The organism is Pseudomonas fluorescens, from assembly GCF_000968015.1.
GTDB lineage: Bacteria > Pseudomonadota > Gammaproteobacteria > Pseudomonadales > Pseudomonadaceae > Aquipseudomonas > Aquipseudomonas fluorescens_W.
This window is the reverse complement of sequence record NZ_LACH01000002.1, coordinates 32,266-46,654: the sequence shown is the minus strand read 5'-3', so window position 1 is coordinate 46,654 and position 14,389 is coordinate 32,266. Positions and strand designations below refer to the sequence as shown.

Genomic DNA, 14,389 nt, shown 5'->3' with positions numbered 1-14,389 from the left:
GCTCCCACCCTGGATTGTGTGAGCACCAGAGATCCAATGTGGGAGCGAGCTTGCTCGCGATGCTTTTCAGGCAGACGCCAACTCTTTGTAAACCTTCAGCGCCTTGAGCCGTTCGCGTTTGATCGCCTCTCCGAGGTCCGGCCCCTTGAATCCCTTCTCCAGCAACGGCTGAACCGCAACGCTACGAGCCGCATTCGCCGCCCCCCGCAAATAATCCGCCTGTGGATAACTTCGCTGCTCCAGCCCTTTGCGTCCACGCGCGTCCATTTCGCACGCCGCGATAAATTCCTCGAACCGTTGCGGCCGACGGTAAACGTCAAAACTCTGCAGCAACTCCATCAACGTCGACGGCTTCAGCTCCAGGGCGCGATGGCCGTGGGTGTGATATTCGCCCACCAGCAGGGCCAGCTCCTGACAGTCCTTCGGCGCCTTGAAGCGTTCGTTGACCGCTCTGATCAGCTTCAAACCCTTGTGCTCATGAGCAATGTGTCGAGGCCACTCTTCCTCGGGCGTCAGTCCTTTGCCGAGGTCGTGCAGCAGGCAGGCCCAGCGTACGGTTAGTGGTTGTTTATGCTTTGCCGCTTGCTCCAGCACGCTCAGGGTGTGCACGCCCGTGTCGATTTCCGGGTGGTGGGCTTCCGGTTGCGGTACGCCGAACAGGGCATTGACTTCCGGCATCAATACCTTGAGAGCGCCACACTCGCGCAGCACTTCGATGAACACCTGTGGCTGATCTTCCATCAGGGCGCGGGAAATTTCCTTCCAGCTGCGTTCCGCGGTCAAGGCTTCCAGTTCACCTGATTCGCTGAGTTGGCGCATCAGTTCCAGTGTCTCCGGCGCCACAGTGAAACCGAGTCCCGAATAACGAGCAGCGAAGCGGGCAACGCGCAGAACCCTGAGCGGATCTTCGGCGAACGCGGGGGAAACGTGACGCAGCAGGCGCGCCTTGAGATCGCGCTGGCCGTGGTAAGGATCGGTCAGGTTCTGCTGATCGTCTTCGGCCATGGCATTGATGGTCAGGTCGCGACGGATCAGGTCTTCTTCGAGGGTGACTTCGGGGCTGGCGTGAAAGGTAAAACCGCCGTAACCGCGTCCGCTTTTGCGCTCGGTGCGGGCGAGGGCGTACTCCTCACCGCTTTTCGGATGAAGAAATACCGGGAAATCCGAACCCACCGGGCGATAGCCCTTGGCGAGCATTTCTTCAGTGGTGGCGCCAACCACAACCCAGTCGATGTCGGTGACAGGCTTGCCCAGCAGGCGATCGCGTACCGCACCGCCGACTTTATAAATCTGCATAAAAAACCTCCGTTAGCCCGACAGAATAACCTTTGCGTCGAACCTCCGGAGGCAGAAACAGAATCAAAGATGGATGACAGCCAGGTCCAGCCGGCCGTAATCCCCCTCGCCGTGTTCACCTCTGGGCGGGACATGATGGACTTTCATCACCTGATCCCCTTGCAGGGTTTCCAGATGAATGTCGAAGCCCCAGAGGCGATGCAGGTGTTTGAGCACTTCCTCGGTGGACTCGCCCAGCGGTTTGCGATCGTGTTGCTGGTGGCGCAATGTCAGCGAGCGGTCGCCCCGCCGGTCGATGCTGTAAATCTGCACGTTGGGTTCACGATTGCCGAGGTTGTACTGCGCCGCGAGGGTTTCACGGATGATGCGGTAGCCCCCTTCGTCATGAATGGCCGGGACCAGCAGGTCGTCCTTCTGGTCGTCATCAAGAATGCTGAACAACTTCAGGTCACGGATCACCTGGGGTGACAGGTACTGCAGGATGAAGCTTTCATCCTTGAAGCTGCTCATGGCGAATTTGATGCTCGACAGCCAGTCGGTGCCGGCAATCTCAGGGAACCAGCGGTAGTCCTCTTCGGTAGGGTGTTCACACATGCGGCGGATGTCCCGGTACATGGCAAAACCCAGGGTGTAGGGGTTGATGCCGTTGTAGTAGGGGCTGTCGAAGCCGGGCTGGTAGACCACGCTGGTGTGGGACGTCAAAAACTCCATCATGAAGCCGTCGGTCACCAGGCCTTCGTCATACAGGTCGTTCATCAGGGTGTAATGCCAGAACGTGGCCCAACCCTCGTTCATCACCTGAGTCTGACGCTGCGGGTAGAAATATTGAGCGATCTTGCGCACGATCCGCACGATTTCCCGTTGCCATGGTTCCAGCAGCGGTGCGTGTTTTTCGATGAAGTAGAGGATATTTTCCTGAGGTTCGGCGGGGAAGCGCGCGTTGTCCTTGTCGCTGTACTTGTCTGCACCTTTTGGAATGGTCCGCCACAGATCGTTGATCTGCTTCTGCAGATGCTCTTCCCGATCCTTTTGCCGACGACGTTCTTCTTCGGCGGAAATCGGATACGGACGTTTGTAGCGATCGACCCCGTAGTTCATCAGGGCGTGGCAGGAATCCAGCAGGTCTTCGACCGCGTCGATACCGTGGCGCTCTTCGCACTGCATGATGTATTGCTTGGCGAAGACCAGGTAATCGATGATCGAACTGGCGTCAGTCCAGGTGCGGAACAGATAGTTGCCTTTGAAAAAGCTGTTATGTCCGTAGCAGGCATGGGCGACGACCAAAGCCTGCATGCAGATGGTGTTTTCCTCCATCAAATAGGCGATGCACGGGTCGGAGTTGATCACGATCTCGTAGGCGAGCCCCATCTGCCCACGGCTGTAGGATTTCTCGGTGCTGAGGAAGTGTTTGCCATAGGACCAATGGTGATAACCCAGCGGCATGCCGACAGAGGCATAGGCGTCCATCATCTGCTCGGCAGTGATCACTTCGATCTGGTTGGGGTAAGTATCGAGTGCGTAACGAGCCGCCAGGCGACTGATTTCCTTGTCGTAGGCCTGGATCAGCTCGAACGTCCATTCGGAGCCGGTGGAAATGGGTTGGCGCTTCTGCTCTTTGGCGGTCATGTCACTAACCTGCGCTGGAAGAGTTCACGGAAGACCGGATAGATATCCCCGGCCGAGACCAGTTGTTGCTGGGCAAAAGTGTCAGAGAAGGCTTCGGCAATGCGTTCGTACTCGAACCACAGGGCCTGATGTTCGCGCGGGGTGATCTCAACGTAAGTGTAGTACTGCACGAACGGCATGATCTGGTTGATCAGGATGTCGCGGCAGATCGGCGAGTCGTCGTTCCAGTTATCGCCGTCGGAGGCCTGGGCGGCATAGATGTTCCACTCATTGCTCGGATAGCGTTCGGCCATGATCTCCTGCATCAGTTTCAAGGCGCTGGAAACGATGGTACCGCCGGTTTCCCGGGAGTAGAAAAACTCTTCTTCATCCACTTCCCGGGCACTGGTGTGGTGGCGGATGAACACGACGTCGATCTTGTCGTAGTTACGCTTGAGAAACAGGTACAGCAGGATAAAGAAACGCTTGGCGATGTCCTTGGTCGCTTGAGTCATGGAGCCGGACACGTCCATCAGGCAGAACATCACCGCCTTGGAACTGGGGTTGGGTTGCTTGATGAGCAGGTTGTACTTGAGGTCGAAGGTATCGAGGAACGGTACACGATGAATGCGCGCACTGAGTTTTTCGATTTCTGCTTCGACTTCCTGAATATCGCCGAAGTTGTCGGGCTCATCACGTTTGAGTCGCAGCAGTTCTTCTTTCGCTTCGCGCAATTTTGCCCGGCTGCTGCCAGACAGGGCGATTCGCCGTGCATGGGCCGAGCGCAAGGTGCGGATAATGTTGATCCGCGACGGATTGCCCTCGTTGCTGATCCCGGCGCGAACGGTCTTGAAGGTGTCGGTGCCGGTCAGGTTGCGCTTGACCAGGTTCGGCAGCTCAAGGTCCTCGAACATGAATTCGAGGAATTCCTCCTGGGTGATCTGGAAGACGAATTCGTCCATCCCTTCGCCCGAGTTGCCGGCCTTGCCGGGGCCTCTGCCACCGCCACCTCCGGGCGGGCGGGCAATGTGCTCGCCGCTGGTGAATTCCTTGTTGCCCGGGTGCACGACGGTCTGCTTGCCACCGCGACCGTGGTGAAGCACCGGCTCGTCAATGTCGCGACCGGGGATGCTGATCTGTTCACCGTGCTCCATATCGGTAATGGAGCGCCGGCTGACCGCCTCTTCGACAGCCTTTTTGATGTGATCACGGTAACGCCGCAGAAACCGCTGACGGTTCACCGTGCTCTTGTTCTTGCCATTGAGACGTCGGTCGATCACATAGCTCATGACTGCTCCTTAGAAGCTGTCCTGAAAGGGGCGAGCGGTTATGCAGCATCGACGGTGCCAAGGGATGTTCACGCTCCCCCAAGCGCTTTTGGACGCTGCCTGAACCTCGCTACCGACTTTCGAACACCTTCCAGAGGTCTGTGTAACAGAAAATGCGAACACAGGCCTCTGGCTGACGACAACCGGTCTGACCGGCAGCGGGTTATTGTGATTTTCTGACCCGCAGGTACCACTCGGACAGCAGTCGTACCTGTTTGTCGGTGTAGCCCCGCTCGACCATCCGTGTGACGAAGTCGTTGTGCTTCTGCTGGTCCTCTTTGCTGGCCTTGGCATTGAAGCTGATGACTGGCAGGAGGTCCTCGGTGTTGGAGAACATTTTTTTCTCGATGACCACCCGCAGTTTTTCGTAGCTGAGCCAGGTCGGGTTCTTGCCGTTGTTGTTGGCCCGGGCGCGCAGTACGAAGTTGACGATTTCGTTGCGGAAATCCTTCGGATTGCTGATGCCGGCCGGTTTTTCGATTTTCTCCAGTTCTTCGTTCAGCGCTACGCGGTTGAGGATCTCGCCGGTTTCCGGGTCGCGGTATTCCTGGTCCTGGATCCAGAAGTCGGCGTACAGCACGTAGCGATCGAAGATGTTCTGGCCGTACTCGCTGTAAGACTCGAGGTAGGCGGTCTGGATTTCCTTGCCGATGAACTCGATATAGCGCGGTGCCAGGTACTCCTTGAGGAAGCGCAGATAGCGTTCGCGGGTTTCCGCCTGGAATTGTTCCTGCTCGATCTGTTGTTCCAGCACGTAAAGCAAGTGCACCGGGTTGGCGGCGATTTCGTGCGGGTCGAAGTTGAACACTTTCGACAGGATCTTGAACGCGAACCGGGTCGACAGGCCGTTCATGCCTTCGTCGACACCCGCGTTGTCGCGGTATTCCTGGATCGACTTGGCCTTCGGATCGGTGTCCTTGAGGTTTTCGCCGTCATACACGCGCATCTTGGAGTAGATGTTGGAGTTTTCCGGCTCTTTCAGGCGCGAGAGTACGGTGAACTGGGCAAGCATCTTCAGGGTGTCAGGCGCGCAGTGAGCCTTGGCCAGGGAGCTGTTGAACAAGAGCTTGTCGTAGATCTTCACTTCGTCGCTGACCCGCAGGCAGTACGGCACTTTGACGATGTAGATCCGGTCGATGAAGGCTTCGTTGTTCTTGTTGTTACGGAAGGTGTGCCATTCCGATTCGTTGGAGTGGGCCAGCAGGATCCCGGTAAACGGAATCGCCCCCAGACCTTCGGTACTGTTGTAGTTGCCTTCCTGAGTGGCGGTCAGCAGTGGGTGCAGCACCTTGATCGGCGCCTTGAACATTTCGACGAATTCCATCAGGCCCTGGTTGGCCCGGCACAGTGCGCCCGAGTAGCTGTAGGCGTCGGCGTCGTTCTGCGGGAATTCTTCGAGTTTGCGGATATCGACCTTGCCCACCAGTGCCGAGATGTCCTGGTTGTTTTCATCTCCCGGCTCGGTTTTGGCCACGGCGATCTGGTTGAGGATCGACGGATACAGCTTCACCACGCGGAACTGGCTGATGTCGCCGCCGAATTCGGCCAGGCGTTTGGTAGCCCATGGCGACATAATGGTGTTGAGGTAGCGCCGTGGAATGCCGAAGTCTTCCTCAAGGATCGCGCCATCTTCGGTGGCGTTGAACAGACCCAGAGGCGACTCGAATACCGGCGAGCCCTTGATCGCGTAGAAGGGCACTTTTTCGATCAGTTGTTTCAGCTTCTCGGCCAGGGATGATTTACCGCCACCCACAGGGCCGAGTAAATAGAGAATCTGTTTCTTCTCTTCCAGGCCCTGAGCGGCATGGCGGAAATACGACACGATCTGGTCAATGCATTCTTCCATCCCGTGGAAGTCTTCAAAGGCCGGATAGCGGCGGATTACCTTGTTGGAGAAGATCCGCGACAGCCTCGAGTTGGCCGAGGTGTCGAGAAGCTCCGGCTCACCGATGGCCAGTAACAGACGCTCGGCGGCGGAGGCGTAGGCGCTGCGGTCGCTTTTGCACAGTTCAAGATACTCTTGCAGCGAGAGTTCTTCCTGGCGTGTGGACTCGAAGCGTTGTTGGAAGTGGCTAAAGATACTCATGACGTCACCTCGCTCGATACGTGGAGCCGACGCCGGATCATTCAGTCGATGCTGGCAGCGACCGAATATGCAGTCGCTGTTTACCCCCCAGAACTCTTTCGAAGCTGACTACCCCGAAAGCTACTCCCGATGACCCGCGCGCCGGTGTACCGGCTCTCCCCTGTTTTGGATGGCCTGCGCTTAAGGATAGTTGGGAATTCGGGAGGTAAAGGCGAGATACGTAATTAGTTGTGGCAGACCGTTCGTCTGCCACCGCGCGAGCCCGCGGGGGCCGGGGCTTGCGCGTTACAAAAAAATTATTCGGAAGTGCCTTGCGCCGTTTCCGAAGGATAAGTCGTACGCCACAGCTCAAAACCGCCATCCATGCTGTAGACGTCGGAGAAGCCCTGACTAATGAGGTACGCAGCGGCGCTCTGACTGGAATTGCCGTGGTAGCAGACCACCACTGTCGGTGCGTCGAGGTCGGCAGCGCGGATGAAATCCGAAATGGAGTGGTTATCCACATGCTTCGAGCCGGCGATGTGCAGTGCGGCGAAGGTCGCTGGGTCGCGAACATCGACCACCACCGCGCCTTGTTCGCGCAGGGCCTGTGCCTGTTCTGGGGGGATACGTTTGAATTCGCTCATGGCGGGCTCCTGTGGCTCGGCTGAAAGCGCAGTCTAGCGCGGGGCGCTTGCTGACGATGGTTCGGGGATAAGTTCGGCGACTGGCGGCAGGGCAAGGCCATGCTCGTCGCATTTGCAAGACAGGCGTTCACCGCTGTCGACATTCATGAGGGTCAGGGCGCCACCCCAGACACAACCGGTGTCGAGGGCCGAGATGCCCGGCTCATTGCATTGGCCTTCCAGAGCGGCCCAGTGGCCGAAGATGATCTTCAGGCCCTTGGTCTTGCGCTCTTTGTGCTGAAACCAGGGTTTGTAGCCCGGTGGCGCATTGTCGAGGCCTTCCTTGCTTTTGAGGTCAAGCTTGCCCTCGGCGGTACAAAACCGCATGCGGGTAAAATAGTTGGTGATCACCCGCAGGCGTGTCACGCCTTTGAGGTCGCTGTCCCATTTCGCCGGATCGTTGCCGTACATGCCATCGAGGTAGGGCGGTAACAGGTTGTCATCGCGCAATGCCGTCTCGACTTCGGCGGCATGCTTCAAGGCCTTGCGCAGTGACCACTGGGGCGGAATGCCGGCATGTACCAGGGCAACATCGCGCTGTTCGTCGTAGTGCATGAGCTTTTGCTGACGCAGCCACTCCAGCAGTTCCGCACAATCGGGTGCTGCGAGAATCTCGAGCAGGGTGTCGGACTTCTTCAGGCGTTCGATGTTTTCCCCGGCGGCCAGCAAGTGCAGGTCATGGTTGCCGAGAACGCACACCAGCGATTCGCGGATGCTATAGAGGAAGCGCAAGGTGTCCAGGGATTGCGGGCCACGGTTGACCAGATCGCCGACCAGCCACAGACGATCCCGTGTCGGGTCGAAGGCGACTTGCTTGAGCAGGCATTGCAATGCTTGAAGGCAGCCTTGCAGATCGCCGACGGCGTACGTTGCCATCAGTGCAGGGCTCCGGGCACCGCCAGGCGGAATGGGGCGATGATGGCGTCGAAGTGTTTGCCGTCGTCGGCCACCATTTCATAAGTGCCCTGCATCGTGCCGACCTTGGAGGTCATGACGGTGCCGCTGCTGTAGGTGTGGCTTTCGCCCACGTCGATCAACGGTTGCTGGCCAACAACGCCCGCACCGCGAACCTCTTCGACATGCCCGTCACCGTCGGTGATCACCCAATGCCGCGACAATAGTTTGGCCGGTAGCTCGCCATTATTGTGCACGGTAATGGTGTAGGCGAAGGCAAAGCGGTTTTGCTCGGGTTGCGATTGTTCTGCCAGATAACGGGTGACGACGCTGACGTCGACCTGGTAACGAGGATCGGACATGCAAGAGGCCTTAAACGAAGCGGAACGCGGGGCGTAGCTGATAGAACTCAGTCTAGGCCAAGTATCGGGTAGTAAACCAGACATGAAGGCTGGTGTCCCACCCGATAACGCTCATTGCCTGTCAGTCGGCGGCGGGCGCCTGTAGGACTTGTTCGCTGAGCTTGTCGGCCAGGCGCACGAAGGCGGCCAGATCGAGCTGTTCGGGGCGCAGGCTGCCATCAACGCCAGCGGCTTCGATTTCAGCGTTGCTCAGCAGCAGCTTGAGGGTGTTGCGCAGGGTCTTGCGGCGCTGGTTGAAGGCTTCGCGCACGACACGCTCCAACAGCTTGTGATCCTTGGCCGGGTGCGGCAGCACCGCGTGAGGCACCAGGCGCACGATGGCCGAATCGACTTTGGGCGGCGGATTGAACGCGCCCGGGCCAACGTTGAACAGGTGCTCAACCCGGCAGTGATACTGAACCATGATCGACAAGCGACCCCAGTCACCGCCACCAGGGCCTGCTGCCAGGCGCTCGACCACTTCCTTTTGCAGCATGAAATGCATGTCGCGAATCAGACTGGCGTTATGCAGCAGGTGAAAAATCAGCGGCGTAGAGATGTTGTACGGCAGGTTGCCGACCACCCGCAGGCTGTTCGGCGCTGCGTTCAGGCTGGTGAAGTCGAACTTCAGCGCGTCGCCCTGATGCAGGTTGAAATTGCTCTTGCTGGCAAATTGCTGGTTGAGGATCGGGATCAGATCCTTGTCCAGTTCCACCACGTCCAGCTGGGCGCCGCTGTTAAGCAGGCCTTGAGTCAGCGCACCCTGGCCTGGGCCGATTTCCAGCAGACGGTCTTCGGGCTTGGCGTGGATGGCGCGCAGGATGCGGTCGATAACGCCGGCATCGTGCAGGAAGTTCTGGCCGAAGCGCTTGCGCGCCCGGTGTTGGTAATGCTCGGTCATAAACGGGTCTCGGCCATCTGGTAGGCGGTTTCCAGGGCGACTTGCAGGCTGCCGGTATCGATTTTGCCGCTGCCGGCCAGGTCCAGGGCAGTGCCGTGGTCGACCGATGTGCGGATGATCGGCAAGCCGAGGGTCACGTTGACTGCCGCGCCGAAGCCTTTGTACTTCAGCACAGGCAGGCCCTGGTCGTGGTACATCGCCAGCACTGCATCGCAGTGCTCCAGATACTTGGGGGTAAACAGAGTGTCGGCGGGCAGGGGGCCACGAAGGTCCATTCCTTCGCCGCGCAGGCGCTCTAATGTAGGTTCGATGATGTCGATTTCTTCATGGCCCAGGTGTCCGCCTTCGCCGGCATGGGGGTTGAGCCCACACACGAGGATGCGTGGCTGGGCAATGCCGAATTTTTCTTGTAGATCGGCGTGCAGAATTCGCGTGACCCGTTCCAGGCGCTCCGGTGTGATCGCATCGGCAATCTCGCGAAGAGGCAGGTGAGTGGTGACCAGCGCCACGCGCAATCCGCGAGTGGCAAGCATCATCACCACTTGTGCGGTATGGGTCAGGTCGGCGAGAAATTCTGTGTGACCGGAAAAGGCGATCCCGGATTCATTAATCACGCCCTTGTGCACAGGGGCTGTGATCATGCCGGCAAAATGCCCGTCCAGGCAGCCTTGGCCCGCTCGGGTCAGGGTTTCGAGGACGAAAGCCGCGTTGGCCTTGTCCAGTTGCCCGGCGGTGACCTTGGCGTTGAGCGGTGTATCCCAGACATACAGGCTGTTGGCTGGCGCGGGTACATCCGGCCAGTTGTCCGGGGTAACCGGCAGCAAATCGACAACCACGCCCAGCTGCACGGCCCGCTCAAGGAGCAGGTCGCGGCTGGTAATGGCAATCAGGGGATGTGGCTGGGCTTGCGAGGCGAGCAGCAGGCACAGGTCAGGACCTATGCCGGCCGGTTCGCCGGGTGTCAGCGCGAAACGTTTGGGTTTCACTGTGCTGCCTGGTCTGCACCAGGGAGTTTGATCTCTACGTACGCTTCGTCACGGATCTGACGCAGCCAGGTTTGCAGCTCTTCGTCATATTTGCGGTTACGCAATACGGTCATTGCTTGCTGCTCGCGGGCCTGGGTGGTGCTGTCAGTGGCGCGACGGCCAAGGACTTCCAGAACGTGCCAGCCATATTGGGTCTGGAACGGCTTGGACAGCTGACCTTGCGGGGTCTTGGCCATCACTTCGCGGAATTCAGGCACCAATGCATTCGGGTCGATCCAGTTCAGGTCGCCACCGTTGAGGGCGGAACCCGGATCTTCCGAGAAGCTTTTCGCCAGTTCGCCGAAATCTTCGCCCGCTTCGATACGGGTGTAGAGCGACTCAGCCAGCGCCTTGGTTTTTGCTTCGTCGCGGATCGGGCTCGGCTTGACCAGGATATGACGCACGTGCACTTCATCGCGTGTCTGGGTTTCGCCACCACGCTTGTCGAGGATCTTCAGGATGATGAAGCCGCCCGGCGTGCGCATTGGCTGGGTAATGTCACCAACGGTCATGGTGCTCAGCATGCGATCGAACGGAGGTGGCAGTTGACCGGCTTTACGCCAGCCCATGTCGCCACCTTCCAGTGCGGTTTCGCTGGCGGATTTGGCGATTGCCAACTGACCGAAGTCAGCGCCTTGCTTGAGCTGCTGGTAGACCGCATCCGCTTGTTTGGCCGCACTCTGAATCGCGTCGGAGTTGGCGCTTTCCGGTGTAGGGATCAGGATGTTGGCCAGGCGGAATTCTTCGGACAACTGCATTTTGCCAAGGTCGGAAGCGAGGAAGTTCTTCACTTCCTGTTCGGACACCTGGATACGCTCGGCCACACGACGCTGACGCACACGGCTGATGACCATCTCGCGGCGAATCTGGTCGCGGGCGTCGTCGTAAGACAGACCGTCGCGAGTCAGGGCGGTGCGAAATTGTTCAATCGACATGTTATTGCGCTGGGCAATGGTGCCGACAGCCTGGTTCAGTTCTTCATCGGTAATGCGGATGCCGGAACGCTCGCCGATCTGCAGTTGCAGGTTTTCGACGATCAGACGTTCAAGTACCTGCTGATTCAGCACGTTGGCCGGTGGTACGGCAGTACCGCGCTTGGCGATGGTTTGCTGAACTTCATGAACACGTTGGTCCAGTTGGCTCTGCATGACCACGTCGTTATCGACAATGGCCACCACTTTATCGATGGATTGTACCGCGGCGTTCGCCGCGGTACCCAGGAACAACGCGCCCAACACTAGCGGGCGCAGACAATCAGAAAGCTTGGTCTTCACGTTCACGATAACCTTGGATGCCTTTGTCGAGGAAGCTCTCTACTTTGGCGCCGGTGAGGCCGCCGAGACCTTTCAGAACGATTTGTAGGAAGATGCCGTGGTCGCCTTTTTCGTTTTGCGGGGCGTCCTGGCTAAATTCGTGGTAGCCGACGAAATAGCGGTTGATCAAACGCAGTTTCCAGCAGCAGTTGTCGTACTCGAAACCACCGAAAGCTTCCAGGGTACGGTTACGGTTGTAGTCATACTGCCAGCGGCTGATGGCGTTCCACTGCGGCACGATCGGCCAGATCACCGAGAAATCGTGCTGCTTGATCTTGTAGTAGTCCTTCACGAAGCCAGGTTGGCCCGGGGTGCCATAGTCACCACCGCCCACCGACCATTTACCGGTGTTCTGGTCGTAACGGACCTGGTCATTTCGATAGCGATAGCCGGCGTTGATGACCTTGTTCGGGTTGTCTTCAGGCTGGTAGTGGAACATCGCGCTGCCCGAGCGAGGGCTACGGCTGTCCGGGTCCCAGTTGTAATCGGCCGTGGTGCGCCAATCACGGTTCCAGCGGTATTCGTATTCCAGCGCATAGGGCGAAACGTTGGCGTGTGCGTCGTCGCGGGTTTTCGCGTCGATCCCCGGCAACTGGACTTCGCGGTCCTTGAAGTACAAGGCCTGGCCGACACTGATGCGTTGGCGTTCGAAGCCGTTGTCTTCGATCCAGCGGTTGGTAATGCCCAGAGACAGTTTGTTCTCGTCGCCGACGCGGTCGGAGCCGGAGAAGCGGTTGTCACGGAACAGCGACGCGTAGTTGAAGGTGTATTCGCCGGTGTCGAAAACAGGAATGTCTTCCTGATCCTTTTCGGGGACATAGAGGTAGTACAGGCGCGGCTCAAGTGTCTGGCGATAGTTTTTACCGAACCATTGGGTGTTGCGATCGAAGTACAGGCCGCTGTCGATGCTGGCGATCGGAACGCCGCGGCTCTGGTTGCTGCCGAAATGACCATTGATATTTTCAGTCCCGGCTGCAGCTGCGGCTTGATCTTGAGCCACGATCTGGTTTTTGCCGATACTGTCCAGGTCCAGTTGGTACTGCGTGTACTGGTACTTGAGCGATGGCTTCAGGAAACCATAGCTGGCATTCATCGGATAGCTGATAACCGGGGCGACGTTCAGACGATCACCGGTAGCGCGCGCCAGGCCTTGAACGTTGGTGTCCAGACGTGGACTGACATTGCCGTCTTCATCAGTGAAGGTGCCATTTTCCAGGTCACGATCAAACCGCACGATTTCAGTGTTGTAAGCGAAATCCAGTCCGCCCGGATGCTCCGGCAGCGCACCGTCGAAGGTGATCTGCGGCAAACGATTATACGGCGTGATGTTGGAAACGGTCGCCAGCTGGTAAGCCTGGGCGTTGAGACGGGCAGTGTAGCTGTCGCCACGATAGGTGACCGAGCCCTGCTGGTTCACGTAATCGGCTCTTTTTACACCGATCTGATCAGTTTGCAGATCCTGGAAGTAGTAAGGATCGCTGATCTTGGTGTAGTCGACTTGCGTGAAGACGCGCGAGTCGAGACCACCCTTGTGCTGCCAGTTATACATGTAGCGGTTTTTCTGGTAGTCGGTCTGCTTGCTGCGATCAGTGTCTTCGTCGTTGAGGTACGCGGCGCCGAACTGACCTTCGCTGGACGGGGTCAGGTAACGGAATTCGCCTTCCATCAACAGCCCGTGCTTGGCCATGTAGCGCGGATACAACGTGGCATCGTAGTTCGGTGCCAGGTTGAAGTAATACGGTGTGACCAGCATGAAGCCGGTTTTGCTGCCGGTGCCGATAGTCGGCGGCAGGAAGCCGGACTGGCGACGGTCATCGATCGGGAAATAGATGTACGGCGTGTACAGAATCGGAATGTCCTTGACCCGCAGCGTCACGTTGGTCGCGGTACCGAAACCGGTGGCCGGGTTCAAGGTGATGTTGTTGCCCTTGAGCTGCCAGGCGTTGCTGTTCGGTTCGCACGTGGTGTACGTACCATCCTTGAGGCGGATGATCGCGTTCTCGGCACGTTTGGCATACAGCGCATTACCGCGGATACGGGATTTGTGCATCACGTATTCGGCGTTGTCGACCTTGGTTTCACCGGTGTCGAGCTGCACGTCGGCGTGGTCGCCCACGATCAGCGCGCCGTTGTCGCGAACACGGACGTTGCCGCTCAGTTCGCCACGGCTCTCGGCCTGGTAAAGATTCGCTTCGTCGGCTTCGACCTGCATGCTGCCCTGACGCATGACTACGTCACCGGCCAGGGTCGCGACCTGCTCATCCTGCTTATAGCGAGAGGCTTTGGCGCCGAGAAAGGTCGGAGCGTCACTTTTATTCGTCTTGTCATTCATGCCAGGACGAATCGGTTCGATATAGGAACCAGAGCAGTAAGGACCGGTTTCGGCCAATTGCGCTGCAGTGAGCTTCTCGCGCGGAACCCAATCGAGGTGACTGTAGTCTTCGCTACGCGACTTCAGGCCGCGGCCCTTGGATTCGGTCACCAGCACAGGCTTGGCACCGGTGTCTTGACTTGAACCGCTGTCAGCCGGAGTCTCGCCGCTCGTGCTTACCGCCGCACTGCCGTCATGGACGGGGCGAGGTGGCAGCGCAGCTGCTGGAGATTTTGGCGCACAGTTCCAGGCCCCCGAAGCAGAGACTGAGCAGTCATACTGTTCCGCAGCGACCACGAACGAAGTGGCTAGAGGTTGCAGGGCCAGCAGACTGCCGGTAACCAACAACGGAAATTTTTTACGAAACGCGGGGGATTTCAATGCCATCTTATTAGTCCGGGCTTCCTGCGTGCCATCTGCCCGCGGTGTGGGCCGCACGCCTCTCGATGGTCTGAAAAAGATGCTGGATAATAAAGCATGACCCGCTTGACGGCTAGCGCCGTC

11 protein-coding genes are annotated in these 14,389 nt (G+C 58.4%); all 11 read right to left on the bottom strand.

Annotated features, from left to right (window positions below; translation table 11 throughout):
- Positions 1–66 precede the first annotated feature (66 nt).
- The 11 genes from VD17_RS01445 to VD17_RS01395 all read right to left on the bottom strand — a co-directional run bounded on the left by VD17_RS01445 (position 67) and on the right by VD17_RS01395 (position 14,272).
- Positions 67–1,296, bottom strand: a complete 1,230-nt coding sequence (locus tag VD17_RS01445; protein ID WP_046052369.1) for a multifunctional CCA addition/repair protein — start codon at positions 1,294–1,296, stop codon at positions 67–69.
- Positions 1,297–1,359: 63 nt separating this feature from the next.
- The gene (locus VD17_RS01440) at positions 1,360–2,922 is read right to left on the bottom strand and encodes a SpoVR family protein (RefSeq protein ID WP_046052368.1); all 1,563 of its coding nucleotides are present in this window, start codon (positions 2,920–2,922) and stop codon (positions 1,360–1,362) included.
- On the bottom strand, positions 2,919–4,190 hold the full coding sequence (locus VD17_RS01435) for a YeaH/YhbH family protein (RefSeq protein WP_033056219.1): 1,272 nt from the start codon (positions 4,188–4,190) through the stop codon (positions 2,919–2,921). Before VD17_RS01435 ends, VD17_RS01440 begins: the two co-directional genes overlap by 4 nt.
- A gap of 202 nt (positions 4,191–4,392) precedes the next feature.
- On the bottom strand, positions 4,393–6,315 hold the full coding sequence (locus VD17_RS01430; protein ID WP_033056218.1) for a PrkA family serine protein kinase: 1,923 nt from the start codon (positions 6,313–6,315) through the stop codon (positions 4,393–4,395).
- A gap of 296 nt (positions 6,316–6,611) precedes the next feature.
- A complete protein-coding gene (glpE, locus tag VD17_RS01425) occupies positions 6,612–6,941 on the bottom strand; it encodes a thiosulfate sulfurtransferase GlpE (protein WP_046052367.1) in 330 nt (109 codons plus the stop codon).
- A 33-nt stretch (positions 6,942–6,974) separates the two neighbouring features.
- Entirely contained in the window at positions 6,975–7,856 is an 882-nt protein-coding gene (locus VD17_RS01420) for a symmetrical bis(5'-nucleosyl)-tetraphosphatase (protein WP_046052366.1), read from the bottom strand.
- Entirely contained in the window at positions 7,856–8,236 is a 381-nt protein-coding gene (gene apaG / locus VD17_RS01415) for a Co2+/Mg2+ efflux protein ApaG (protein WP_046052365.1), read from the bottom strand. Before apaG ends, VD17_RS01420 begins: the two co-directional genes overlap by 1 nt.
- A gap of 121 nt (positions 8,237–8,357) precedes the next feature.
- Positions 8,358–9,176 carry a 16S rRNA (adenine(1518)-N(6)/adenine(1519)-N(6))-dimethyltransferase RsmA gene (rsmA, locus tag VD17_RS01410; protein ID WP_046052364.1) on the bottom strand — a complete coding sequence of 273 codons (819 nt, stop codon included), beginning with the start codon at positions 9,174–9,176 and terminating at the stop codon, positions 8,358–8,360.
- Positions 9,173–10,162 carry a 4-hydroxythreonine-4-phosphate dehydrogenase PdxA gene (gene pdxA, locus VD17_RS01405; protein WP_046052363.1) on the bottom strand — a complete coding sequence of 330 codons (990 nt, stop codon included), beginning with the start codon at positions 10,160–10,162 and terminating at the stop codon, positions 9,173–9,175. Before pdxA ends, rsmA begins: the two co-directional genes overlap by 4 nt.
- The gene (gene surA / locus VD17_RS01400) at positions 10,159–11,475 is read right to left on the bottom strand and encodes a peptidylprolyl isomerase SurA (protein ID WP_046052362.1); all 1,317 of its coding nucleotides are present in this window, start codon (positions 11,473–11,475) and stop codon (positions 10,159–10,161) included. Before surA ends, pdxA begins: the two co-directional genes overlap by 4 nt.
- Positions 11,456–14,272, bottom strand: coding sequence for an LPS-assembly protein LptD (locus VD17_RS01395; RefSeq protein WP_046052361.1), 2,817 nt, complete (start codon positions 14,270–14,272; stop codon positions 11,456–11,458). Before VD17_RS01395 ends, surA begins: the two co-directional genes overlap by 20 nt.
- Positions 14,273–14,389: the final 117 nt, after the last annotated feature.